Genomic DNA, 24,460 nt, shown 5'->3' with positions numbered 1-24,460 from the left:
CTCGCGAAGGAAAGGGACGCGGACGTGGCATTCTCCGGGCTGACGGACGGGATCACCCGCGGCATCGAAGGCATGGGCGCGGGCCTCTCCGAGACCCTGTTCGACACCACCCTCCGCCTCGGCGTGACGGGTCTCTCCCGCGCGGGCAAGACCGTCTTCATCACCGCCCTGGTCGCGAACCTCCTCAACCGGGGCCGGATGCCGCAGTTGAAGGCGCAGGCGGAGGGCCGGATCCAGGCCGTCTACCTGCAACCCCAGCCCGATGTGACGCTGCCCCGCTTCGACTACGAGGCGCATCTTGCGGCGCTGACCGGCGATGCCCCGCGCTGGCCCGCCTCGACCCGCGCGATCTCGGAGCTTCGCCTGTCGTTCCGCGTCCAGCCCGCCGGGTTCCTGTCGTCCTGGCGGGGGCCGCGCACGCTGCATCTCGACATCGTGGATTACCCGGGCGAGTGGCTGCTGGACCTGTCGCTCCTCGACCAGAGCTACGAGGCCTGGTCGGAAGGCACGCTCGCCCGGATGGAGAAGCGCCCCGAGGCCGCGTCCTGGCTGGCGCTGGCCCGGGCCGAGGACGGGGCGCTGCGGCTGGACGAGGCGCGGGCGCGGCACCTGGCCGAGACCTTCACCGCCTACCTGACCCAGGCCCGCGACCTCGGCCGGGTGGATGTGACGCCGGGGCGGTTCCTCTTGCCGGGCGACCTGGCGGGCTCGCCGGTCCTGACCTTCGCGCCGCTGCCGAAGCCTGCCACGACCGGCAGGAACAGCCTCTGGCGCGAGATGGAGCGGCGCTATGAGGCCTACAAGGCCCGCGTCGTCCGCCCCTTCTTCCGCGATCATTTCGCCAGGATCGACCGGCAGGTGGTGCTGGCCGACGTGCTGGGCGCGATCCACCAGGGCCCGCGGGCGGTCGAGGATCTACGGCGGGTGATGGCCGAGGTGCTGTCGGCCTTCCGGCCGGGACGGAACACCTGGCTGACGGGCCTGTTCGGCGGTCGCCGGGTGGAACGCATCCTCTTTGCCGCGACCAAGGCCGACCACCTGCACCACGAACAGCACCCGGCGCTGACGGCGATCACCGCGGCGCTTCTTGCCGAGGCGAAGAGCCGCGCCGATTTTTCCGGCGCACGGACCGAGGCGATGTCGCTGGCCAGTCTGCGGGCCACGGTCGAGGAAGTGGTGATGCGCGACGGCGTCGAGGTCCCGGCGGTGCGCGGCGTGCTGCAATCCACCGGCAGGCCCGCGCTGATGTATCCTGGCGCGCTGCCGTCCGACCCCGCGCGCCTTTTGTCGCCGGCGCGGGAGGGAGCGGAGGCGTGGCTGGATGCGGATTACCACCTCATGACCTTCGCCCCGGCGCGGTTGACCCTGAAACCGGGTGAAGGCCCGCCGCATATCCGGCTGGACCGGGCCGTCGAGTTCCTGATCGGAGACCAGTTGTGAGCCGCTCGCCGAAGCCCTTTCTGGAGGAGATGGACGAGGCGCTCGACCCCGGTGCCGCGCCGCCGGTGCCCGATGCCCTGGCCGAGGGGCAGGCCATGCAGGCCGTGGCGGCCCTGTCGCAGCGCCGGGGCTCGGCCGTGACGCGGTTCGCGCTCTGGGCGTTCGGGGCGCTGTTTTCCCTTGCCCTTTCGGTGGCGGCCTGGGACTTCGTGGCCGGGCTTCTGGCGCGCAACGTTGTGCTGGGTTGGGTGGCCTTTGGACTGGTCTTGGCGGCGGTCCTCGCCGGTCTGGTCCTTGCCTTGCGCGAATGGGGGGCCTTCCTGCGCCTGCGGCGGCTGGACGGCCTGCGCGAGGGGGCCGTGACGGCGCGCGCCACGGCCGACCTCAAGGCGGCGCGAAAGGTGGTGTCGGGGCTGGTCTCGCTTTACGCGGCGCGCGGGGATACGGCCTGGGGGCGTGCCCGACTGGCGGATCGCGAGGGCGAGGTGATGGACGCCGATGCCTTGCTGGCGCTTGCCGAGCGGGAGTTGCTCTCGCCCCTGGACGCCGAGGCGCGGCTGGTGATCGAGGGCGCGGCGCGTCAGGTGGCGACGGTGACGGCGCTGGTGCCCCTGGCGCTGGCCGATGTGGCGACGGCGGCAGTGGCGAACCTGCGGATGATCCGGCGGATCGCGGAGATCTACGGGGGACGGTCGGGCAGTTTCGGCAGCCTGAAGCTTCTGCGCCGGGTGTTCGGATCGCTGGTGGCGGCGGGGGCCCTGGCGCTGACCGATGACATGATCGGCTCGGTCGCCGGGGGCGGGGTGCTGTCGAAGCTGTCGCGCCGGTTCGGCGAGGGGGTGGTCAACGGCGCGCTGACGGCGCGGGTGGGGGTCGCGGCGATGGAGTTGTGCCGCCCGATGCCTTTCGTCGCGCTGGACCGGCCGGCGGTGTCGTCGCTGGTCAGCCGTGCGCTGGCGGGGCTGGTGCCGCGCGGGTAGGGGCGGTTTCCGAATCGAGCGCGTGCCGCGCGAGCCTTTCGTCTCGTCGTCGGGCTGCGCCTCCTCCTCGGATGCTGGGGGTTTTCCACCCCCAAGACCCCCCGGAGGATATTTGCTGACAGGTGAAAGGCCGGAGTGTTCTAGCGGAACCTGTCCAGAAGCCGTTGCATCGGGCTGCGGGTATCCTCGGGAAGCTGGGGCGGCGGCGCGGGCTTGTCCTGCGTGGTCGAGGACCGGGGCGGCGCCGTGCGCAGGGCGACCGCATTCATGAACTTCTGCCCGTCGCCCATGGCCAGCGCCTCGGCCCCGTCCGAGATCCCGCGCAGCAGGTTCTCCAGCCACCCGGCATCGGCCTTGGCGAAGTCGTGCAGGACGTAAGGTGCCACCGCATCCTTGTGGCCGGGATGGCCAATGCCAAGCCGCACCCGGGCGTAGTCGTCGCCCAGATGCGCATGGATCGAGCGCAGCCCGTTGTGCCCGGCATGCCCGCCCCCCTGCTTCAGCCGCAGCTTTCCGGGGGCGAGGTCCAGCTCGTCATGGAACACGGTCAGGTCGGCCAGCGGCAGTTTCCAGAAGGCGACGGCGGCCTGCACCGACTGGCCCGAGAGATTCATGAAGGTCTCGGGCTTCAGGAGCACGACCTTCTCGGTCCCGAGACGGCCTTCGCTCACCAGTCCCTGGAAGGCCTTGCGCCAGGGCGAAAAGCCATGGTCGGCGGCGATGCGGTCCACGGCCATGAAGCCGATGTTGTGCCGGTTGCCGGCATATTTCGCACCGGGATTGCCAAGGCCGACCCAGAGTTTCACCTTTGCCCTCCCGCTGCCCGCATCGGCTGCGATATAGCTGCGGCAGCGGATCGAGACAACCAGGGCGGCGCCATGCGCAGCTTTACCCTTCGCGGACTGACGCTCTACCTGCCCGAGACGGCGCTGAAGGGGAACCTCGCGCAGGCCCTGTCCAGCGGCCGCTACGAGAACCACGAGGCGGATGCGCTGCTTCTGCACCTGAGGCCGGGGGACCGGATGCTGGACCTGGGCGCGGGGCTGGGGTTCATCTGCGCGCTCGGGGCGGGGGTTCTGGGCGAGGCGGCGGTTGCGGGCGTCGAGGCCGGGCCGGAGACGGTGAAGCTGGCCCGGCGGAACCTGGCGGCGAACGGCTTTCCCGGCGTGAAGGTGCTGAGGGGCGCGGTGGTCGCCGCGGGCGAGGGCGAGGTGGAGTTCGGCCAGCGCCCTGCCTTCTGGGCATCGGCGCTGCGGGGCCCGGAGGGCTGGCCCGAGAACGCCAAGGTGATCCGGGTCCCGGCGCGGCCCATCGGCAAGCTTCTGGCGAGGTTCGCGCCGACCGTGATCTCCTGCGACATCGAGGGGGGCGAGCTGGAGGTGCTGACCCGGCCCCTGCCGGGGGTGCGGCTGGTGGTGGTGGAGACGCATCCCCAGGTCTACGGGCCCGAGGGCGTGCAGCGGATCGCCGAGGCCCTGACGGCCCAGGGGTTCGCGCCGGCGGAAGGGGCGAAGAAGGACACCCTTGTCTTTCTTCGGCGGTAAGCCCGGAGGCACGGCGGCCGCCTGCCGACGAGGAGACGCAGTCGAACGAGGAGGGGTCCGAAAGCAAACGGGGGCCCAGGGGCCCCCGCTCTGGCCGCGATGCGATTCCGATCAGGCCGAGGCTTCGGCGTTCTCTTCCGAGACGAGGCCCGAGGGCGCCGCGATGTTCGCGATCACGAAGTTCCGGGCGATGGTCGGCTTGACGCCGGCCGGCAGCTCCACGTCGTTGATGTGGATCACGTCGCCGATTTTCTTGCCGGTCAGGTCCACGGTGATGTGGTCGGGGATGTCGCCTGCGGTGACTTCCAGTTCCACTTCCGGGCGGACCACGGTCAGCGTGCCGCCGCGCTTGAGGCCCGGCGAGGCTTCGTGGTTGACGAATTCGACGTGGATGAACAGCTCGATCCGGCTGTCATCGTGGATGCGCATGAAATCGACATGCGTCGGCAGGTCCTTGACCACGTCGCGCTGCACGCCGCGGCAGACGACATGCACGTCGGGCTGACCATCGACCTTGAGGTTGAAGAGCGTCTGCAGGAACCGGCCCTGCCGCAGCTTGGTCAGGAGGTAGTTGTATTTCATCTTGATCGGCAGGGGATCGACCCCGTCGCCGTAGACGATGCCAGGTACGTAGCCCTCGCGGCGGGCTTGACGGGCGGCCCCCTTGCCTGTCCCCGTCCGTACCTCGGCGTTCAGATCGATGATCTTGCGTGCCATAGGTTCTTCTCCAGTGTTAGGTCCGCCATCCTCCAAGGGTGCATGGCGCGACCGGGGGGCTATAGCGACGAATCGGGGCGAAGGAAAGCGGGAAGTTGCCATCCCCCGGTGTCGTTTTCAGCCTGCCCGGGCGTCGCGGGCGGAAGCGATGGAACCGGGCGGGCGGGATAGCTGTCGGGTTCGCTGCGCCAAAGGCCCCGTCCGATGATCTCTGTCCCCGTTGTCCTTTATGCCCGCCCCGCGATCGCGGCCTTTGCGGCGATGGGCGTGCTCTGGGGCACCTTCGCGGCGGTGCTGCCGGACCTGAAGGCCATGCTGGGCGTGGACGAGGCACAGCTGGGCCTGTTGATCTTCCTGACCCCGATCGCCGCGATCAGCGCCATGCTGGCGGCGCCTGCCTTCGGCGCGGCGCTGGGCCGGGCCGCGCTGCCGCTGTCGGTGGCGCTGATGGCCTGTGCCTTCGCGCTGCCCGGTCAGGCCTCGGTCGTCTGGATGTTCCCGATCGCCATGGCCTGCGCCGGCGCCGCGACCGGGCTGACCGACGTGCTGATGAACGCCCGCGTCGCGGCGATGGAGACGGCGCGCGGGTTGCACCTGATGAACCTGACCCATGCCGCCTATTCCTTCGGCTATGCCGGGGGCGCGGTCGTGACCGGCCTGCTGCGCGGCGCGGGCTGGGGGCCGGGGGCGGTGATGGGCACCATGGCGGCGGTGGGCCTTGCCTGCGCGGCCCTGACGCTGGAGCGCAACGGCCGCATCGAGGGGTTGCGCAAGCCGAGGGACGGCAGCGCGGTGCCGCTGGGCCTGGTGCCCGTGATCGGCGGCGGCATCGTGCTGATCGCCTTCATGACCGAGAACGCGGCCGAGAACTGGTCGGCCCTGCATATCGAGAAATCGCTGGGCGGCAGCCCCGAGGAGGGGGCGCTGGGGCCTGCGCTGCTGGCGCTGACCATGGGTTTCGCGCGGCTGGGCGGGCAGTGGATCGCCGGAAGGGTCGATCCCTTCACCATCCTGCGGGCGGGCGCGGTGATCGCGGCGGCGGGGGCGCTGGTCGTCGCGGCGGCCGGCGGTCCGGCGGTGGCCTACCTCGGCTTCTTCGTCATGGGGATCGGCGCTTCGGTCCTGGCCCCCACGGCCTTTTCGCTGGTCGGCCAGTTCAGCGCGCCCGAAGCCCGCGCCCGCGCCATCGCCCGCGCGACGCAACTGGGATATTTCGGCTATTTCGTCGGCCCGCCGTTGCTGGGCCTGATCGCGGGGACCTTCGGGCTGCGCTTTGCCTTCGTCTGGGCGGCCTGCCTTGTCGGAATGGTGTTCCTGCTGGCGCCGCTTCTTGCGCGTCAGAGGGCCTGAACCTCGAGAAACCGCGGGCCGTCCTGCGGCGTGTCGAGGATCTCGGCCAGTTCGGACGGATCCTGCGCCACCCGGGCAAAGGGCAGGTCGCAGGCCATGGCGAAATGCTCCATGTCCAGAGGCGAAGGGTCGCAGCCGAGGACCGGCACCTTGGCCTGGCGCATCGCGTCGGCGATCTCGCGGAAGCCGGCGTTGTTCCAGACCACGAAGGTGATCGGCAGGTTCTCGTCCAGCGCGGTGCGGACTTCGCCCGGCGAGAACTGCAACCCGCCGTCGCCGATCAGGCAGACGACCGGCACGCCCGGCGCGGCGATGGCGGCGCCGACGGCGGCGCCGGGGGCGTAACCCAGCGCGCCGTAGCCGGTGGCGGCGTTGAACCAGCCGCCGGGGCGGTCGTGGTCGTAGAAGAGGTTCGCGGCATAGACCGGCTGGGTGCTGTCGCCGACGATGATCGCCTCGGGCATGGCGTCGCGGATCGCCTCGACCATTTCCAGCTGGGCGGGCATCATCGGGTTCAGCGTGGCAAGCTCGGCCCGCGCCGCCTCGCGCACGGCGGCGGCGCGCTCGGAGCCTTCGCGGTTCGCCCGGATCGTCATCGGCATCAGCGCCGCCATGAGCGCCCCGGCATCGGCCTTGACCGGAAACCTTGCCGGGTGGCGGGCCAGCTGCTCGGCGCAGATGTCGATGCGGATCATGCCCGACAGGTTCGGCACCCGGCCGTTGACATACATGTCGTAGTCGGTCGGCCCGAGTTCGGTGCCGATGGCGAGGATCTGGTCGGCCTCGGCGATGAGTTTCCTGACCGAGGACAGGCTGGGCGAGGCCGGCACCGAGAGCCGGTGGCCGAACATCGCGCCCCTCGCGTTCACCGTCTGCACCACGGGCGCGTCGATCGATTCCGCGAGACGGACCAGGTGCTGCTCGGCCCCGCGGGTGCCACCGCCGGCGAGGATCACCACCCGCTCGGCCTCGTTCAGCGTGGTGGCGAGGCTGCGGAGCCGGCCGAGCGGCAGGGGCACCGCGCTGCCCGAGACCACGGGCGGCGGCAGTTCCGGGCAGGGCTGGCCCATCATGTTGGTCGAGATCTGGATATGCGCGGGGCCGGGACGCCCGGCCGTCATCGCGGCGAAGGCGCGGTCCAGCACCTCGCCCAGCTTCTTCGGATCGGTCACCGTCTCGGTATGGCAGAAGGGCGCGATCATTGCCCCCTGGTCGGGCAGTTCGTGCAGCCGTCCCAGCCCCTTGCCCAGCGTGTCGCTGCGGCCGAGGCCCGAGACGACCAGCATCGGCACGGAATCGGCCCTGGCCTGGGCCATGGCGGTCAGGATGTTGGTCAGGCCCGGCCCGGTGATGACGAAGGCCGCCGCCGGCTTTCCCGCGACGCGGGCATAGCCGTCGGCCATGAAGCCCGCGCCCTGTTCGTGGCGGGGCGTGACATGGCGGATCCTGTCGCCGGCGGCGGCGAGGCCACGGTAAAGCTCGATGGTGTGGACGCCGGGGATCCCGAACACGGTGTCGATGCCGCGGGCGATCAGGCCCTCGACCAGACGGATGCCGACGGTGGTCATGCTGCGTTCCCCAGGATGCTGGCCGCATGGGCGGCGATGCGGTTGGCGGCCTCGGCCGTGCGTTCGTCGGGCTGGGTCAGCGACAGGCGCAGCCAGCCCTGAAGCCCGGCGCCGAAGCTTTCGCCGGGCATCACCGCGACCTTGTGGCGGTCGAGCAGGCCCTGGGCGAAAGCCTCGCCCGTGAGCCCCGTCGCCCGCACATCGACCAGGGCGAACATGCCCGCCTCGGGACGGTGCACGCGCAGTCCGCCGACGCCGTCGAGCACCCGCGCCAGCAGGGCGGCGCGGCGCGAGAAACGCTCCACCATCCCCGCCGCCACCGGCGAAGGTTCGGAAACTGCAAGTTCGGTGAGGTCCGCTATGAAGGGCTGCGACCCGAAAAGCATGGTTTCTGAAAGCGGCAGCAGGCGGGCGCAGAACTCGGCCGGGCCGACGCACCAGCCGGACCGGAAACCGGGCGCGGCGTGCGACTTGGAGATCGACGAGGCGACGACCGTCCTTTCCGCCAGTTCGGGCAGGTCCAGCGGCGAGGCGAAGGGGACGTTCGGGAAGACCATGTCCTCGTAGACCTCGTCCGAGAGGATCCAGAGGTCATGCGCCTGTGCCAGCGCGCCCAGGGCGCGCAGGTCGTCCGAGCGCAGCACGGCGCCGGTCGGGTTGTGCGGGGTGTTCAGGAACAACACGCGCGAGCGCGGGGTGATCCGGGCGGCGACATCGGCCACCTGCATGCGGAAGCCATGTTCGGGGCGCAGGGGCACCGGCACGGCGGAGGCGCCGGTCTGGGCGATCAGGCCCTCGTAAGTGGCATACATCGGGTCGCCGATCAGCACCTCGTCGCCGGCCTCGGCCATTGCGCGCAGGACGGCGTAAAGCACGGTCTGCGTGCCGGGCAGGCACATGACCTGGTCGCGGGTGATCTCGCGCCCGCGCCGGGCGGAATAGCGCGCGGCCAGCGCCGCGACCACGCCCGGCTCGCCCCTCCCGTTGGAATAGCCGGTGCGGCCCGCGGCCATCGAGCGGCTGGCGGCCTCGATGAAGCGGGCGGGGGTCGGCACGTCGGGCTCGCCGATCGTCAGCTCGATGATGTCCTCGCCCGCGGCCTTCATCGCCCGGGCGCGGGCGTGCAGCGCCCATTTGGCCCCGGCGAGCCCCGCCAGTCGGTCGGTGACGGATGCGTATTTCATGATGATATCCTGTCGAATTCCGGCAGTCTGGAGGTATGCGCCATCAGGTCAACCCCAAGGATGGCGCCGGCCGACTGCAGGCCGATGCTGATGACCTCGCCCGGGGCGAAGGTGGCGGAGAGAAGCGAGCCTTCGACCCAGAGCCCGTCGATCAGCGCGTTGCAGGCGATGGCCTCGCGCCGGGTCTGGCCCGGCCGCGTCTCGCGCGGGAGCTGTTCGATCAGCTTCTGCAACGTGTCGCGGTAGGCGAGGTAGGCGGCCTCGTGCACCGCCATCAGTTCGGGGTCGCTGCGCACCTTGTGCATGTAGCCGGCCCAGAGAACCACCGCCCCGGCATCCAGCACCGGCGGGCGCAGCGAGGCGGCGATGAAGGCGACCAGCCGTTCCTCCGGCGCGGCGCCGACGCCTTCGATCGCGTCCGAGCCCTTGGCGGTCATCCCGTCCATCAGGCTGCGATAGGCGGCGCGGTTCAGCTCGTCCTTAGACTGGAAGTAGTGCCGGATCAGCCCGGGCGTGACCCCGGCGCGTTCGGCAATGGCGCGCACGGTCGCCGCCTCGGGCCCGCCTTCGGCCACCAGTTCCTGCGTCGCCGCGATCAGCGCCGAACGGCGGTTCTCTTCGCTTTCGCGGCGGTAGAGGCGGCGGGAGGGTTGCATCGGGTCACCAGTTATACGCCCGTATAATCACCCGGCCGCCGGGCGAAGTCAACCGGACGGCGGCGGAGGCATGCGTCCGGCTTCGCCGTGCACGTCCTTGTGGATGATGACATCGGCCTGCGGATAGGCGGCAAGGATGGCGCGGCGCAGGCCGGCGCCGATGTCATGCGCCTCGCGCAGGGACTGGTCGCCGTCCAGTTCGATATGCAGGTTGACAAAGACGCGGCTGCCGGCGCGCCGGGTCTTCAGGTCGTGGAACCCGCGCACGCCGGGCCAGTCGCGGGCGATGGCGGCGATGCCGTCCAGGATCGCGGGGTCGGCGGCGCGGTCCATCAGCGCGTCCCAGGCGTCCTTGCCGATCCGCAGCGCGCCGAGCGCCATCACGCCGGCGGCGAGAAGCGCGACCACCGCATCGACCGAACCGATGCCGTAGCGGCTGGAGACCCAGAGCGCGAGGATCGCGCCCAGGCTGGGCAGGAGGTCGCCGAGGTAATGCAGCCGGTCGGCCGCCACCACCTTGCTGCCGGTCCGCCGCGCCACCCGGCCCTGCCACCAGACAAGGGCGAGGGTCAGGACGATGGAGATGACCATGACCACCAGGCCCTGCCGTTCCGAGGCCAGTTGCGGCGGCATGTCCGATGCCAGCCGCAGCGCGGCGGCCCAGCCGATCAGCCCGGCCGAGACCATGATGAAGGCCGATTGCGCCAGCGCGGCAAGGTCCTCGGCCGAGGTATGGCCGAAGGCATGGTCCTCGTCGGCCGGCCGGGCGGCATAGACGATGGCCGCCGCCGCGCCCAGCGACATGATCAGGTCCATCGCGCTGTCGGCCAGCGAGGCGGCTATCGACAGGGCTCCGGTCTCGACCAGCGCCCAGAGCTTCAGGGCGACAAGGATCAGGGCGACCGCGACCGAGGCGACGCCAGCCGAAATTGCAAGCCCGGTGCCCCCGTGCTGTGGATCAGTCGATGATTTCATCGGCCTTCACGCCCCAGACCGCCGATTTGAGGATCCAGCCTCTAGTGCCATCCAGGACGACGCGGCACCAGTCCGTATTGCATTCCAGAACCCGGCCGACCACGCCCAACTCGGCCTGTGCGATCACGGGCGCCGTGGCTTCCGGGGCAGACCGGAGTTCGGCCATGTCCAGCGTCACCAGCACGGTGCGGACGCCGGACAGAAGCGAGTAATGCACCCAGCCGCCCGCGCCCTCGGCATCCTCGACGCGGCGCCAGTTCTCGTATTCGGCGGTGATCTTCAGCGGCATGCCGGCGCGGGTAAAGACCCAGTCGATCCGGTGCGTCAGGCCGGGACCGCGGCGGGCATTGCCCTCGGAGCCCTTGAGCGACACGAAGCGGGGCAGGGGCAGGTTGGTGACGCAGCCGACATCGGGCTGGCACTGCTTTTCCGGCGGCTTGCCGGTGGGAGTGGTCGAGGGCATCTCGGCACTGGACGACGGCTCGCCCTCCTGCGCCGAAAGGGCGGTGCTGACCAGCACGCCCAGAAGTGCCGCCACGCCTGCGATCCGTATCATCTGCCGCCTCACCGGATGCCGCATCCCTTGCGTCACCGCCACCGTTACCGCTCTACCTGGGTCTTGTGCATCGCCCTGCTTGGCGGCACCTTGCCCCAAGGACGCCGGATTTGGAAGTGTCGGGGAGAACGCCATGCCTGCCAGCCGCCTGACTGTGGTCGTGACGCGACGTCTGCCCGAGGTGGTCGAGACGCGGATGAAGGAGCTGTTCGACGTCGAGTTGCGCGATCCCGACCTGCCGATGACGCGCGAGGAGCTGGCCGCGGCAATGAGGCGGGCGGACGTGCTGGTGCCGACGATCACCGACAGGATCGACGCCGGGCTTCTGGCGCAGGCCGGCGAGAAGCTGAAGCTGATCGCCAACTATGGCGCGGGCTTCGACCATATCGACGTCTCGACCGCCCGGCAGCGCGGGATCCTGGTGTCGAACACGCCGGGCGTTTCCACCGAGGACACCGCCGACATGGTGATGGCGCTGATGCTGGCGGTGATCCGCCGCATCCCCGAGGGGTTGCATCTGATGCAGTCCGGCGGCTGGACCGGCTGGTCGCCCATGGCCAATCTCGGCGGCCGGCTGGGCGGGCGGCGGCTGGGGATCCTCGGGATGGGCCGGATCGGCCAGGCGGTGGCACGGCGGGCCAGGGCCTTCGGCTTGCAGGTGCATTACCACAACCGCAAGCGGTTGCGCCCCGAAATCGAGGCCGAACACGAGGCGACCTACTGGGAAAGCCTGGATCAGATGCTGGCGCGGGTGGACATCGTGTCGGTCAATTGCCCACATACGCCCTCGACCTTCCACCTGCTGAACGCACGGCGGCTGAAGCTGATGAAGCCCTCGGCCGTGGTGGTGAACACCTCGCGCGGCGAGGTGATCGACCAGAACGCGCTGACCAGGGCGCTGCGGGCCGGGGAACTGGCAGGGGCGGGGCTGGATGTCTACGAGCAGGGCAACGACATCAACCCGCGGCTCATCGAACTCCCGAACGTGGTCCTGCTGCCGCACATGGGATCGGCGACGATCGAGGGCCGGATCGAGATGGGCGAGAAGGTCATCATCAACATCAAGACCTTCGCCGATGGCCATCGTCCGCCGGATCAGGTGGTTCCGGGCATGATCTGACGGGCCGCCCAGCCGAGCTATCGCCTGTCGCGCATCTTGTCGGCAGGACGGGGTGCAGCACAACCTATTGGAGAAAGTCGGCGGAATCCTGTGGAGAAACCGCTTGCGACACGCTGAATGGATTGCCTGACCCACCTTGGCGCATTACCGCAGAAGGGCAGGGCGCGGCCAGAAAGCAGCGTCCGTCATCCAATGGGGGGAAATACATGAAGAGCATGATTGCGGCGCTGTCGCTGGCGGCCCTGGTCCTGTCCACGTCCGTTGCCCAGGCCGGAGGTCCAGTCATCATCGAGGAAGGCAACGACGAGATGGTTGCCGAAAAGCCGGCAAGCAGCGTTGGCCTCCTGCCCGTGATCGGCCTTCTCGTCCTGGCCTGCCTCGTTGCCTGTGGCGGCAACGGCGACGACCCTGTCCCGGTTACGCCGACCCCCGATCCGGGCAAGTGACCGAGGCCGGCGATGCGCCCCCCCGTGAGGGGCGCATGGTCCGGTTTGCGCCTGTCTTCTGTTGCAAGAAAGCCAACTTTGGCGACTCATTCTTTACAGAAATCACGAATCCGTTGTGCAGTTCCGGGCAGGCGCCTAGCGTTCACCTGTTCGCCGGACGTATCCGGACAAGAGAAAGGAAATGCCATGAAGAAGTTTGCTGCGTCGCTGCTGACGGCTGCAATGATTTCGTCGGCCGTCTATGCAGGTGGCCCGGTTGTCGTCGAGGAAGAGCCGGTTGTCGAAGCGGCTCAGCCCCGCTCGGGCTGGATCGTTCCGGTCATCGTTGGCCTGGTGCTGGTCTGCGCGATTGCCTGCGGCAACGACGATGACCCGGCCCCGACCCCGACCCCGACCCCGACCCCGGTTCCCTGACAATCGGTTTCAGGACATGATTTCAGCGCGGCGGCCGGAAGCGGTCGCCGCGTTCGTTTTCAGGCGACCTCGCGCTGTCCCATCCGGGCCCATCCGGGAAATCGGCGCGGCGTCCGGGCCTAGACCGTTGCGTTCGCGCCCGGTCTCAAGGTGTCGCCCGGATTTCCGGCTCAGCCCCCAGGACCGGAGTTGGTGGCTGAACCATGCCCCTTGACCCCTGGTTCAGCCGACCGACCGGCGCCAGATCTGCCGCAGATCGGCCTAGAGCCCGTTGATCGGGACCTTGAGGAAGCGCTTCCCGTCCGCATCCGGCGGAGGCAGGTCGCCTCCACGCATGTTCACCTGCAGGGAGGGGATGATGAGTTTCGGCATGGCCAGCGTCCGGTCGCGCGCGGTGCGAAGGGCGATGAACTCTTCGCGCGACTTTCCGGCAATGTGGATGTTGTGCGCCTTTTCCTCGCCTACCGTGGTCTCCCACCGGATGTCGCGTCCGTTCGGACCGTAGTCGTGGCACATGAAAAGGCGCATCGAATCGGGCAGGGCGAGCACCCTCTGGATGCTGTCGTAAAGCTGGCCGGCATCGCCGCCCGGGAAATCCGCCCGGGCCGAGCCTCCGTCGGGCATGAACAGCGTGTCGCCGACAAAGGCCGCATCGCCCATGATGTGGGTCATGCAGGCGGGCGTGTGGCCGGGAGTATGCATCGCGATGCATCGCATGCCGCCGACCTGGTAGGTGTCGCCATCGTCGAACAGCCGGTCGAACTGCGAGCCGTCGCGCTGGAACTCGGTCCCTTCGTTGAAGATCTTCCCGAAGGTGTCCTGGACGATGGTGATGTTGCGGCCGATGCCGATCTTGCCGCCCAGCTGCTTCTGGATGTAGGGCGCGGCCGAAAGGTGGTCGGCGTGGACATGGGTCTCGATCAGCCACTCCACCTTCAGTCCCTTTTCCCGGACATGGGCGATGATCTCGTTGGCATGGTCATAGGTGATGCGCCCGGCGGCATAGTCGATGTCCATGACCGAATCGACGATCGCGCAGGCGTTGGAGCCCGGGTCCTTCACCACATAGCTGATGGTGTTGGTCGCCGGATCGAAGAAGCCGGTCACCTCGGGCTTGACGGACATGTCTGGTGTTATGGTCATGGTGCCTCCAACTGTCAGGCGGGTTTGCGGGCGGGCCCCCGGGTCTGCAGCCATCTGGCCGCGAGCATTCCGACGATCAGTGCCGCGATGAAGACGAAAACCGAAGGTTCCCCGGTGCCGAGGGCCGGCAGCGCCCCGCCCGGACAATAGCCGGCAATCCCCCAGCCGATCCCGAAGGCGGCCGACCCCAGGATCAGCCGCTGGTCGATGCGGCGGGTGTCGGGCAATTCGAACCGGGGGGCGAGTGTCGGGAGCGGACGCCCGAGCACCAGCCGGTAGCCGGGAATGGCAACGGCCAGCGCCCCCGCCATCACGAAGGCGAGGCTGGGGTCCCAGGTCCCGGCAAGGTCGAAGAAGTTCAGCACCTTGGCAGGGTCGATCATCCCCGAGACGCTGATGCCGAGACCGAAGATCAGGCCGATGGCGAAGGCAGAGGCAAGGCGCATGTCAGGCTCCCAGAACATGGCGGACCACGAAGACGGTCGCGATGGCCGTGGTCATGAAACAGGCGGTCGCGACAAGCGAGCGGCGCGAGAAACGGGCGATGCCGCAGACGCCGTGGCCCGAGGTGCAGCCTCCGCCATAGCTGACGCCGAGGCCGACGATCAGGCCTCCCAGGATGATCTCTGCAAGCGAAACCGGCTGGCTGATCGCAGGTGCGCTGCCCGCCACGAGGAAATACGCCAGCGGACCGGCCGCCATCCCGGCGACAATGGCCGCGCGAAGCGCCCAGTCCCTGGCATCCCCGGCGCGCAGCAGGCCGCCGAGGATGCCCGTGGCACCCATGATCCGGCCGTGCAGGCCCATCAGCAGGACTGCCGCCAGGCCGATCAAGGCGCCCCCGGCCAATGCGCTCAGGGGAGTGAAATCTGTGGTCATCGCTGTCATCATCCTTGTTGTCCTGCATATAACTAGGGATTTTCGGGCAGGAATCCATGGGCGTGTCGTCGCGGCCTCGACCGGACCGCGACCCGGCGGCTCGGCAACCCGATTCGTCCGGCATCGCCACCCCGTCCGCGCGGACCGGGGACCTGCGGCGGCGAGGCACCTTTCCCCTTGCCCTTCCTGACATTCCCAAATAGACGGGCAAGCGGAGACGTGGCCGAGTGGTCGAAGGCACGCCCCTGCTAAGGGCGCAGACCCCCTAAAGGGTCTCGAGGGTTCGAATCCCTTCGTCTCCGCCACCCATAAAACGCGCAAAAAATCCCATAATATCAGGGACATATCTGCGAGCCATTTCGCTCTTCACCACACGATTTCACCACACGCTCATCTCCTCCCTACGATTCTCCCCGTAGGACGACACCGGCTCGTGGACTTGATCGAAGCTGAGCAGAATGCTTCTCTGGTGTTGAAGGTTATGGTCAAGGAGACACAATGCGGATGCCCGCTGTGCGTGAGCTGTCGGACGGCGACAGGAACATGCTCAAGCTTCTTCTCGCGAAGTACTTCAGGAGAGGTTATGAAGTTTACGCGTTGGACATCGAAGGCCCTGCGGCGGCATGGACAATGGGTTTTCAACTGCGAGTCAAATCGGCGCTAACTGGTAACTTCGCGAATGAGTTTCGTTTTCAAAAGTACTCGGGTGGGCTGATGCGGGCACGATGGGTGGTTTCCCATCGGCGGTTGGATCTCGAAGCGAACGAGTTCTTCTTCGAGCAACACTCATGGGTGACAGGTCTGGCAAACGCGTTGGCGGAAGCGGAGGACCTGATGGCAGGTAAGAGGACCCCGTACTCAAGCGTTCGAGAACTTGCAGAAGCTGTCGCAGCTGGATGGACGTGAACTGCGGGCCCTCAAGCAGGAGTCCGTGAGTTGCCGTCTGCGCTGAGACGCAGTCAGCGACTTCACTCTCGCCCTGATCGATTGCCATTCAGGCGAGGCGCGTACCGCCCGGACATGCGTCGGAACGCGGCATCAACCGCTTGAGGTTGCGCCTTGTGCCACGTACGATCCCGAAAAAGCATTGGAACTCTTCAGTTTGGGCGGTACCGCACATGTCTCAAGCCCCAATATCGTCGCTGATCTGGTCGGTCGCGGATCTTCTCCGTGGTGACTACAGGCAGTCAGAGTACGGGCGTGTGATCCTTCCGCTCACTGTCTTGCGCCGCCTCGACTGTGTCCTCGAGCCGACCAAGGCGGCGGTTCTGCGAGAGAGGGATGAGAAGTCCAAAGCTGGACTGAACCCAGATCCCTTCATGCGCAGGGTTTCCGGAGCAGCATTCTATAATGCCTCGCCTCTCGACATGCGGCGCCTTGTCGGCGACCAGGACAATATTGCCCCGAACCTTCTGTCCTATGTCGAGGGGTTCTCGCCGGAGGTGAAGGACATCTTTGACCGCTTCTCCTTTGCGGAGCAGATCGATCGCCTCAACAGAAATAAGCTACTCTATTTGGTGACCGAGAAGTTCGCTGGCTTCGACCTGCACCCGGACCGAGTGTCCAACATGCAGATGGGCCTTGTCTTCGAAGAACTGATCCGAAAGTTCGCTGAAGCCTCGAACGACACCGCCGGGGAGCACTTCACGCCGCGCGAGGTTATCCGTTTGATGGTCAATCTCCTGTTCGTTGAGGATGACGACGTACTGTCGAAGCCAGGTGTTGTCCGCACCATCTACGACCCGACAGCAGGGACCGGCGGGATGCTTTCAGTCGCGGACGAGTATCTCTCGGAACACAATCCCGAGGCTCGCCTGACCATGTTCGGGCAGGAGCTGAACGATCTCTCTTATGCGATCTGCAAGGCAGACATGCTGATCAAGGGGCAGGATGTCCGCAATATTGTTGCGGGCAATACGCTGTCCGATGACGGCCATCCTGATACCAAGTTCGACTACATGCTGTCCAACCCGCCCTTCGGTGTGGAGTGGAAGAAAGTCGAGAAGGAGGTCAAACGCGAGCACGAGGTCAAAGGTTTCAGCGGGCGTTTTGGTCCCGGTTTGCCAAGGGTCTCCGATGGCTCCCTCCTGTTTCTCATGCACCTCCTGTCAAAGATGCGACCTGCAAAGGATGGCGGCTCGCGCTTCGGCATTGTGCTGAACGGGTCGCCTCTCTTCACCGGCGGTGCTGGATCGGGCGAGAGCGAGATCCGTCGATATGTGCTGGAGAATGACCTTGTCGAGGCGATCATCGGACTGCCGACTGATCTCTTCTACAACACCGGCATTTCCACCTACGTCTGGATCCTGTCGAACCGCAAGCCGGATCACCGCAAGGGTCTCGTCCAGCTTATCGACGCAAGCGATCTTTGGCAGAAGATGCGGAAGTCCCTGGGTTCCAAGCGCAAGGAAATCAGCGAGGACGGCATCGCGACTGTGACCCGCCTGTTCGGCGACTGTGTCGAGGCAAAGCTTGCGACCGTTCTGAATGCCGATGGCAAGGAAATCGCCAGGCAGGTCGTGACTAATGGCGAGAAGACGCCTGATGCCCCAGAAGGCGGCAAGGTGAGACTGAAGCCCCTTTCACTGCTGCTGAGTAACAAGGCCTTCGGATACCGACAAATCACCGTGGAGCGTCCACTGTACGACGAAGCTGGGCAGGTCGTCGTTGGGACGCGTGGCCAGCAGAAAGGACAGCCGCAGCCCGACACGTCGCTGCGCGACACGGAGCTTGTGCCACTATCCGAGGACGTGGAGGCGTACTTCCAACGTGAGGTGCTCCCCCACGCTCCCGACGCCTGGATTGACCATGACAAGACCAGGATCGGCTACGAGATTCCGTTCAACCGGTACTTCTATGTCTTCGAGCCCCCGCGGGATCTTGCTGATATCGACAAGGACCTGGTGGAGGTCACGCGGACTATCCAAAAAATGCTCGCGGAGTTGGCGGCATGACAGGTGAAGAACTGCGAAAAGCTGTATTTGAGCTGCTCGACACGCATCCATCGATCGCGAAGACCGCAGCGCATGAACACGCCCACCTGTACCGAACCAGCTCTGGTAGGGTCATCGGGATCGAGCCTGAACGGATCAGATTCCAGAACCTTTGGGTCGCAAAGGATGATGTCGATGCCTCGCGCCTCGCTGGCATCAACAAGAAGGCGTACCAGGCAGCAGACTACGGCAGGAGCCGTCCGAACCATAACCTGTTCGGGAACGGCGGATTCGATGATGTCGATCTGATCTGCTTCAAGGTCACCGGCATCTGGCAAGCCGTGCGAGTGATCCTGGAAGTGGCTGGCGACGGAGGGGCGTCGTGAGCGGGGCTTACCCCAACTATCGGGATAGCGGTGTGGAGTGGCTCGGGCGGCTTCCAGGCCACTGGAAGGTAGCAAAGCTCAAGTATTTGGCTGATTTCACAGGGGGTGGAACTCCGGACCGAAGCAACCTTGATTATTGGGGAGGTTCCATTCCTTGGGTTTCCCCCAAAGATATGAAGGTGTCGCGAATCAATACATCAGAAGAATGCATATCTGAGCGCGGACTGTCCGAAAGTGCATCGACGTTGGTAGACATCGGAGCAGTACTGCTCGTGGTAAGGTCTGGTATTCTAAAGCACACAATACCCGTTGCAATAAACGCGGTGCCCGTGGCTCTCAATCAGGACATTCGGGCCGTCAGGTTCGATCAAGCACACTACCTTCCCGCATACTTCGCCCACGTAATTATGGGCCATAACGATCAGCTCTTGTATCTGTGGCGAAAGCAAGGTGCGACTGTAGAGAGCATCGAGCAGGAATACCTCAGCGAGACTCGTTTCCCTGTCCCACCCTTAGCCGAACAATGCGCCATCGCAGCGTTTCTTGACCGAGAGACGGGGAAGATCGATGCACTGGTCGAGGAGCAGCGGCGTCTGATTGCGCTTCTGAAGGAGAAGCGCCAGGCCGTCATCTCCCACGCCGTCACCAAGGGCCTCGACGCCGCAGCCCCAATGAAGGACTCTGGTGTTGGTTGGCTGGGGAAGATTCCGGAACACTGGAGTATGGGCAGGCTGAAGCATGATCTCGAGTTCTTGACGAGCGGATCGAGGGGTTGGGCTGAGCATTATGCCGACGATGGCGCTCTCTTCCTGCGCATTGGAAACCTAACGCGAGACTCGCTGGGGCTGAACTTGCAGGACATTCAACGGGTCGACGTGCCGAAGGGTTCAGAAGGCGAGCGCACTAAGGTGAAGGCTGGCGACTTGCTCTTCTCCATAACTGCGTATCTCGGTTCAGTCGCAGTGGTACCCGAGGGACTCGAAACGGCATTCGTCAGCCAGCACGTCGCTCTGGCCCGACTGAAGAGTAAGCGCATTTTGCCAGAATGGGCGGGACAGGTCGCGCTTTCTATGGTTGGGCGCACCTACCTTGAAGAACAGGGATACGGCGGCACTAAGGTTCAGCTGGCGCTTGATGACGTCTCGAACTTCGTCGTGCCGATACCCCCGATAGAAGAGCAAGCCAAGGTTGTTGAATACATCGATCGGAAGACCTCGAAGTTTGTTGAGCTTGTAGCCGAGGCCGAGAAAGCCATCGCCCTCCTCCAGGAACGCCGCAGCGCCCTGATCTCTGCCGCTGTCACCGGCAAGATCGACGTGCGCGGCGAGATCCCCATATCGACGGAGGCTGCCTGACGACATGATGGATCCGGACCAGCTCACTCGCCTTGTCAACGAACTTCGCCGCTTGCCCGCTGAAACCCCGTGGGTCGAGTTCAAGGAGAACAACGGCGACCCGCAGACGATCGGCGAGCTGATCGCGGCACTTTCCAATGCCGCCACCCTCAACGGCAAGGAAACTGCCTGGCTCGTTTGGGGCATCGAAGATGGGTCTCACGCCATCGTCGGCACGGATTTTGTGCCTTCATCGAGCAAGAAGGGCAATCAGGATCTTGAGAGTTGGTTGGTCCAGATGCTCTCGCCCCGGCTTCATATCCGGTTTCACTCTGGCGAGGTAGGCGGTCAGTCGATCGTGGTTCTGGAGGTCCCGGCAGCTCGCGGACAGCCAACCGCATTCTCGGGAAAGGAACTCGTGCGTGTCGGGTCCACGAACCGCTCCTTGCGAGATGTGCCGCAGATGGAACGCGACCTCTGGAGGAGTTTTGACGTAACGCCCTTTGAGCGCCAACTCGCAGTTGCCGACAAGGGCGGCGAGGACGTCCTGAAGCTGCTGGAGTACCCAGCGTACTTCGAGTTGCGCAAACTCCCCTTGCCGGGGGAGAGTTCCAAGATTCTCCTCGCGCTTGCGGATGAGGACTTCATTCGGAGGAACGATGCCGGTCACTGGGACATTACGAACCTCGGGGCAATCCTGTTCGCCCGCGATCTTACGCAGTTCCCCACCGTCGCCCGGAAGGCTGTACGCCTGATCGTTTACAGGGGCAAAGGCCGGATGCAGACGGAGAGGGAACAGGAGGGTCGGAAGGGGTATGCCGTAGGTTTTGAGCGCCTGATGGAATACCTGAAGGCGCTATTGCCTCGCAACGAGGTTGTCGGAACTGCCCTGCGCCAAGAAGTCGCCATGTACCCCGATCTGGCTCTACGAGAGTTGATCGCAAATGCGTTGATACACCAGGACTTCACGATCACCGGAAGCGGTCCGATGGTCGAAGTGTTCGAGGACCGCGTCGAAATCACGAACCCGGGCGTTCCCTTGGGAGACATTGACCGCCTGTTGGACCAAGCCCCGCGATCGCGAAACGAGGCGCTCGCCGCATTCATGCGTCGGATCGGTGTCTGTGAGGAACGTGGCAGCGGCGTGGACAAGGTTGTGAACGAGACCGAGGTCTACCAACTCCCTCCTCCACGATGGGAGACGAGCGGAGGCGCAGCACGTGCCGTTCTCTTCGCGCACAAGGATTTCAGGGACATGGACAGAGCAGATCGTGTTCACGCGTGCTACCTTCATGCCTGTCTGAAGTACGTGATGCGCGAGGAGATGACCAATACCTCACTGCGAGAGAGGTTCGGCTTCGATGAAAAGAACAGTTCCATGGCTTCCCGTATCATCAGGGACGCCTTGGATGAGGGCGTGATCAAGCCGTACGATCCTGAACAGGGTAAGCGGAACGCGAGGTACATCCCGGCATGGGCTTAGCGTTATTTGCAGCTTTCTTGACTGGGCTTGCCGGCGAGGTCGCGTGTAGCAGGAAAATGTCTTGCTTTTCATGGGCCTGCCTGGGTGTGCTTTATTTGCCTGTTGTTTGACTGAAGCCACCGGGAGACGGGCATGAGCATCCACAAGGAGGTCAGCTTCGAGGACGAGATCTGCGGCCACCTGTCCTCGCATGGCTGGCTTTGTGGCGCTGGCGATGCCAGGCAATATGACAGAGAGAGGGCGCTGTTCACTCCCGATCTCGTCGACTGGCTGAAGGAATCCCAGCCCAAGACCTGGGAGATCATCGCAAAGTCTGGAGAGGGTCCCCTCTTCGACAGGATCCGCAAACAGATCGACGCGCGAGGAACTCTCGACGTTCTGCGCCATGGTATCGAAATGATTGGCGTTCGGGGGAGCCTAAAGCTTGCTGAGTTCAAGCCCGCTCTGTCGGAAAATCCCGAGATCGTTGCGCGGTACCAGGCGAACAGGCTGCGTGTAATCCGACAGGTGAGGTATTCGACGACGAACGAGAACTCGATCGATCTCGTCCTCTTCCTGAACGGTATTCCGGTAGCCACGGCGGAGCTGAAGACCGATTTCACCCAAAGCGTCGATGACGCGATCGACCAGTATCGGTATGATCGTCCACCTCGGAGCACGGGTCGAACTGAGCCTCTGCTAAGCTTCCCAAGTGGTGCACTGGTCCACTTCGCGGTGAGCAATGCGCAAGTCTTTATGACGACGAAGCTGGCCGGAAAGGCCACCAGCTTCTTGCCATTCAACAAGGGAGACAACGGCGCGGCGGGAAACCCACTGAATCCAAACGGACACCGCACATCCTACCTTTGGGAGGAGGTCTGGGACCGCGAAAGCTGGCTGGAACTGATCGGCCGCTACATCATCGCCCAGAAGGACAAGAAGGGTAATCCGAAGGCTCTGGTATTCCCCAGATACCATCAGCTTGACGCAACACGAAAGCTTGTGCGGACAGTCCTCGCTGAGGGCCCGGGAAAGAAGTACCTGATCCAGCATTCCGCGGGATCGGGGAAGACGAACTCGATTGCCTGGTCGGCACACTTCCTTGCCGATCTCCATGATGCAGACGGTCGCAAGATTTTCGATACTGTGATCGTGGTGTCTGACCGGCGCGTGATTGATGGGCAGCTGCAAGAGGCGATCTTCAGCTTCGAGCGAACGCTCGGTGTCGTCGAGACAATCAAGGGCGACGGAGGAAGCAAGAGCGGCCAGCTTGCCCAGGCCCTTGCGGGGGGCAAGAAGATCGTTGTCTGCACGATCCAGACATTCCCCTTCGCTCTGGATGAGGTGCGGCGACTGTCCGCCACACAAGGCAAGACCTTCGCGGTCATTGCAGACGAGGCACACAGTTCGCAGACGGGGGAGGCCGCCACAAAGCTGAAGGAAGCTCTGTCTCCCGAAGAGCTCGAGGAGCTGAGGGACGGCGGCGAGTACAGCACAGAAGACATCCTCGCGGCGCAAATGCGGGCACGGGCTAGCGACAAGGGGGTCACTTACGTGGCCTTCACGGCAACGCCTAAGGCGAAGACGATGGAACTGTTCGGACGTCGCCCGGATCCGAATGCTCCCGCCAGCAAGGACAACCTGCCTCAGCCCTTCCACGTCTACTCAATGCGTCAGGCAATCGAGGAAGGTTTCATTCTCGACGTTCTCCAGAACTATACCCCTTACAGCCTAGCTTTTCGCCTCGCCGCGGAAGGCAAGGAACTGGATGGCTGCGAGGTCGAGCGCGACGCTGCAATGCGCGGATTGATGAACTGGGTACGACTTCATCCCTACAACATCAGTCAGAAAGTGAAGATCGTAGTCGAACATTTCCGTGGCAACGTCGCTCACCTTCTAGATGGAAGAGCAAAAGCAATGGTTGTCCTTCAGTCACGGAAGGAGGCGGTTCGCTGGAAGCTCGCGATCGACAAGTACATCAGCGATCAGAGGTACCCGATTGGAACGCTCGTCGCTTTTTCGGGCGAAGTCGTTGACAAGGAGAGCGGGTCAGAGCCCTTCAGCGAATCCGGTAAGGCGATGAACCCTGATCTGCGCGGGCGTGACGTCAAGGAGGTCTTCGACACCGACGAGTTCCACATTCTACTAGTCGCCAACAAGTTCCAGACAGGCTTTGACCAACCACTGCTGTGCGCCATGTATGTTGATCGGCGGCTCGCAGGGGTTCAAGCAGTCCAAACGCTTTCCCGCCTGAATCGTGCATACGCCAGAGACGGCGTCATCAAGGACACTACCTATGTCCTCGACTTTTCCGACAGCGCAGACGAGGTCCTGAAGGCATTCAGTCAGTACTACGGTCACGCCGAACTGGAGGACGTCACAGACCCGAACCTCATCTACGACCTTCGCGCAAAGCTTGATGGCTCCGGCCACTATGACGATTTCGAAGTTGAGCGCGTCGTAAAAGCCGCTCTGGAACCTTCCTCGCGTCAAAGCGACCTCGTGAAGGCAGTAGAGCCTGTCGCCCAGCGCATCGTGAAGCAATACGGCCAGGCTAAGAAGGCCTGGGTCGAAGCCAAGAAAGAAGGGCGAACGAAGGCCGAAAGTGAAGCCAGAGAGGTTATGAACGGTCTTGAGCTCTTCAAGGCTGATATCCAGACTTTCCTCAGGGTCTACGCTTTCCTTTCTCAGATCTTCGACTACGGAAATACCGCCGTGGAGAAGCGTGCCATATTCTTCAGGTACCTTGTCCGGCTCCTAGAGTTCGGTAGAGAACGAGAGGAAGTCGATCTGTCCCAAGTCGTTCTGAGCCATCACAAGCTGGCGTCAAAGGGCAACCAACGGCTGTCACCTAGTGGAGACGACAGCAAGCTGAAACCCACGACAGAAGCTGGATCTGGTCAAGCCCGGGACCCCGAGAAGGTAAGGCTGGCAGAAATTATCAGCCGCGTGAACGACCTATTCGAGGGGTCGCTGACGGACGATGACAAACTTGTCTATGTGAATGAGGTACTTCGCAAGAAGCTGATGGAGTCCGATGTCCTGGCGAAGCAAGCTAAGAACAACAGCAAGCAACAATTCGCCGCATCACCGAACCTGTCTGAGGAGTTGACGAATGCGATTATCGACTCGTTCGCTGCCCACTCGCTCATGAGCAAGCAAGCCTTGGACAGCGAGAAGGTTCGTGAGGGGCTGAAGGAGATCCTCCTTGGGCCCGGCCAGCTATGGGAAGGCCTTCGAGCAAGTCAGCAATAACGGTTGGGCTTGCCCCGCTAACAGCCATTGGGTCTGACCTGCCCCCCGGTCGTCCCTCGTTCATAACGAGAGTCCTTGGGGTTGATAGTGGTCGGTTTTGGGTTGGGCAAGTGCGCCG

At 64.9% G+C, this 24,460-nt stretch carries 23 protein-coding genes and 1 tRNA gene; 14 read left to right on the top strand and 10 right to left on the bottom strand.

Translation table 11 applies throughout. From position 1 onward, the window contains the following. Positions 1-24 precede the first annotated feature (24 nt). Both FL625_RS15250 and FL625_RS15245 read left to right on the top strand, forming a co-directional pair. Positions 25-1,440, top strand: a complete 1,416-nt coding sequence (locus tag FL625_RS15250; RefSeq protein ID WP_235019442.1) for a YcjX family GTP-binding protein — start codon at positions 25-27, stop codon at positions 1,438-1,440. Positions 1,441-1,469: 29 nt separating this feature from the next. After that, the gene (locus FL625_RS15245) at positions 1,470-2,420 is read left to right on the top strand and encodes a YcjF family protein (protein WP_149589575.1); all 951 of its coding nucleotides are present in this window, start codon (positions 1,470-1,472) and stop codon (positions 2,418-2,420) included. Positions 2,421-2,560: 140 nt separating this feature from the next. On the opposite strand, the gene pth is transcribed toward FL625_RS15245, so the two are convergent. Then, a complete protein-coding gene (gene pth / locus FL625_RS15240; protein ID WP_149589536.1) occupies positions 2,561-3,226 on the bottom strand; it encodes an aminoacyl-tRNA hydrolase in 666 nt (221 codons plus the stop codon). Positions 3,227-3,298: 72 nt separating this feature from the next. Here pth and FL625_RS15235 point away from each other — a divergent pair, with 72 nt between their 5' ends. Then, positions 3,299-3,964 carry an FkbM family methyltransferase gene (locus FL625_RS15235; RefSeq protein ID WP_160147795.1) on the top strand — a complete coding sequence of 222 codons (666 nt, stop codon included), beginning with the start codon at positions 3,299-3,301 and terminating at the stop codon, positions 3,962-3,964. Between the two features lie 111 nt (positions 3,965-4,075). Here the strand turns inward: FL625_RS15235 and FL625_RS15230 are convergent, their stop codons facing one another. Continuing rightward, positions 4,076-4,681: a 50S ribosomal protein L25/general stress protein Ctc gene (locus FL625_RS15230; RefSeq protein WP_149589534.1), complete on the bottom strand. Its 606-nt coding sequence runs from the start codon at positions 4,679-4,681 to the stop codon at positions 4,076-4,078. A 204-nt stretch (positions 4,682-4,885) separates the two neighbouring features. Between FL625_RS15230 and FL625_RS15225 the strand changes: the two genes are divergently transcribed. Further along, positions 4,886-6,031, top strand: coding sequence for an MFS transporter (locus FL625_RS15225; protein WP_149589533.1), 1,146 nt, complete (start codon positions 4,886-4,888; stop codon positions 6,029-6,031). Here FL625_RS15225 and FL625_RS15220 read toward each other — a convergent pair. From FL625_RS15220 to FL625_RS15200, 5 genes are read right to left on the bottom strand one after another with little or no spacing between them, the layout of a single operon-like run. After that, positions 6,019-7,599: a 5-guanidino-2-oxopentanoate decarboxylase gene (locus FL625_RS15220; protein WP_149589532.1), complete on the bottom strand. Its 1,581-nt coding sequence runs from the start codon at positions 7,597-7,599 to the stop codon at positions 6,019-6,021. The genes FL625_RS15225 and FL625_RS15220 overlap by 13 nt on opposite strands. Beyond that, on the bottom strand, positions 7,596-8,783 hold the full coding sequence (locus FL625_RS15215; RefSeq protein ID WP_149589531.1) for a pyridoxal phosphate-dependent aminotransferase: 1,188 nt from the start codon (positions 8,781-8,783) through the stop codon (positions 7,596-7,598). The genes FL625_RS15220 and FL625_RS15215 overlap by 4 nt, the downstream gene beginning before the upstream one ends. Then, positions 8,780-9,439, bottom strand: a complete 660-nt coding sequence (locus FL625_RS15210; protein WP_149589530.1) for a TetR/AcrR family transcriptional regulator — start codon at positions 9,437-9,439, stop codon at positions 8,780-8,782. Before FL625_RS15210 ends, FL625_RS15215 begins: the two co-directional genes overlap by 4 nt. A 48-nt stretch (positions 9,440-9,487) precedes the next feature. Beyond that, entirely contained in the window at positions 9,488-10,414 is a 927-nt protein-coding gene (locus FL625_RS15205; RefSeq protein WP_149589529.1) for a cation diffusion facilitator family transporter, read from the bottom strand. Beyond that, positions 10,398-10,970 (bottom strand): SH3 domain-containing protein, encoded by a 573-nt coding sequence (locus FL625_RS15200; RefSeq protein WP_149589528.1) that lies wholly within the window; start codon positions 10,968-10,970, stop codon positions 10,398-10,400. Before FL625_RS15200 ends, FL625_RS15205 begins: the two co-directional genes overlap by 17 nt. Before the next feature lie 133 nt (positions 10,971-11,103). Between FL625_RS15200 and FL625_RS15195 the strand changes: the two genes are divergently transcribed. From FL625_RS15195 to FL625_RS15185, 3 genes are all read left to right on the top strand, one after another. Beyond that, a complete protein-coding gene (locus FL625_RS15195; protein ID WP_149589527.1) occupies positions 11,104-12,090 on the top strand; it encodes a 2-hydroxyacid dehydrogenase in 987 nt (328 codons plus the stop codon). Positions 12,091-12,296: 206 nt separating this feature from the next. Continuing rightward, positions 12,297-12,536, top strand: coding sequence for a hypothetical protein (locus FL625_RS15190; RefSeq protein WP_149589526.1), 240 nt, complete (start codon positions 12,297-12,299; stop codon positions 12,534-12,536). A 186-nt stretch (positions 12,537-12,722) separates the two neighbouring features. Next, entirely contained in the window at positions 12,723-12,950 is a 228-nt protein-coding gene (locus FL625_RS15185) for a hypothetical protein (protein WP_149589525.1), read from the top strand. Between the two features lie 261 nt (positions 12,951-13,211). Here FL625_RS15185 and FL625_RS15180 read toward each other — a convergent pair whose 3' ends face one another. Genes FL625_RS15180 through FL625_RS15170 form a run of 3 tightly spaced genes read right to left on the bottom strand, consistent with a single transcriptional unit; the run spans position 13,212 to position 14,972 of the window. Next, complete coding sequence (locus FL625_RS15180) at positions 13,212-14,093, bottom strand: MBL fold metallo-hydrolase (protein WP_149589524.1); 882 nt, start codon at positions 14,091-14,093, stop codon at positions 13,212-13,214. A 14-nt stretch (positions 14,094-14,107) separates the two neighbouring features. After that, positions 14,108-14,539 carry a YeeE/YedE family protein gene (locus FL625_RS15175; protein WP_149589523.1) on the bottom strand — a complete coding sequence of 144 codons (432 nt, stop codon included), beginning with the start codon at positions 14,537-14,539 and terminating at the stop codon, positions 14,108-14,110. A gap of 1 nt (position 14,540) precedes the next feature. Beyond that, positions 14,541-14,972, bottom strand: coding sequence for a YeeE/YedE family protein (locus FL625_RS15170; protein WP_149589522.1), 432 nt, complete (start codon positions 14,970-14,972; stop codon positions 14,541-14,543). A gap of 213 nt (positions 14,973-15,185) precedes the next feature. Between FL625_RS15170 and FL625_RS15165 the strand changes: the two genes are divergently transcribed. From FL625_RS15165 to FL625_RS15135, 7 genes are all read left to right on the top strand, one after another. Next, a tRNA-Ser gene (locus FL625_RS15165) sits at positions 15,186-15,277 on the top strand. Positions 15,278-15,470: 193 nt separating this feature from the next. Further along, the gene (locus tag FL625_RS15160; protein ID WP_149589521.1) at positions 15,471-15,878 is read left to right on the top strand and encodes a hypothetical protein; all 408 of its coding nucleotides are present in this window, start codon (positions 15,471-15,473) and stop codon (positions 15,876-15,878) included. Positions 15,879-16,090: 212 nt separating this feature from the next. Next, positions 16,091-17,926, top strand: a complete 1,836-nt coding sequence (locus tag FL625_RS15155) for a type I restriction-modification system subunit M (RefSeq protein WP_149589520.1) — start codon at positions 16,091-16,093, stop codon at positions 17,924-17,926. Next, positions 17,923-18,291 carry a hypothetical protein gene (locus tag FL625_RS15150; RefSeq protein ID WP_149589519.1) on the top strand — a complete coding sequence of 123 codons (369 nt, stop codon included), beginning with the start codon at positions 17,923-17,925 and terminating at the stop codon, positions 18,289-18,291. The genes FL625_RS15155 and FL625_RS15150 overlap by 4 nt, the downstream gene beginning before the upstream one ends. Beyond that, on the top strand, positions 18,288-19,646 hold the full coding sequence (locus FL625_RS15145; protein ID WP_149589518.1) for a restriction endonuclease subunit S: 1,359 nt from the start codon (positions 18,288-18,290) through the stop codon (positions 19,644-19,646). The genes FL625_RS15150 and FL625_RS15145 overlap by 4 nt, the downstream gene beginning before the upstream one ends. Before the next feature lie 4 nt (positions 19,647-19,650). Then, the gene (locus FL625_RS15140) at positions 19,651-21,108 is read left to right on the top strand and encodes an ATP-binding protein (RefSeq protein ID WP_200833960.1); all 1,458 of its coding nucleotides are present in this window, start codon (positions 19,651-19,653) and stop codon (positions 21,106-21,108) included. A 132-nt stretch (positions 21,109-21,240) separates the two neighbouring features. Next, positions 21,241-24,342, top strand: coding sequence for a type I restriction endonuclease subunit R (locus FL625_RS15135; protein WP_149589517.1), 3,102 nt, complete (start codon positions 21,241-21,243; stop codon positions 24,340-24,342). Positions 24,343-24,460: the final 118 nt, after the last annotated feature.

The organism is Tabrizicola flagellatus, assembly GCF_008271465.1.
In the GTDB taxonomy this organism is placed as follows: domain Bacteria; phylum Pseudomonadota; class Alphaproteobacteria; order Rhodobacterales; family Rhodobacteraceae; genus Tabrizicola; species Tabrizicola flagellata.
The sequence above is the reverse complement of the archived record's forward strand: the minus strand, read 5'-3'. Positions and strand labels throughout refer to the sequence as shown.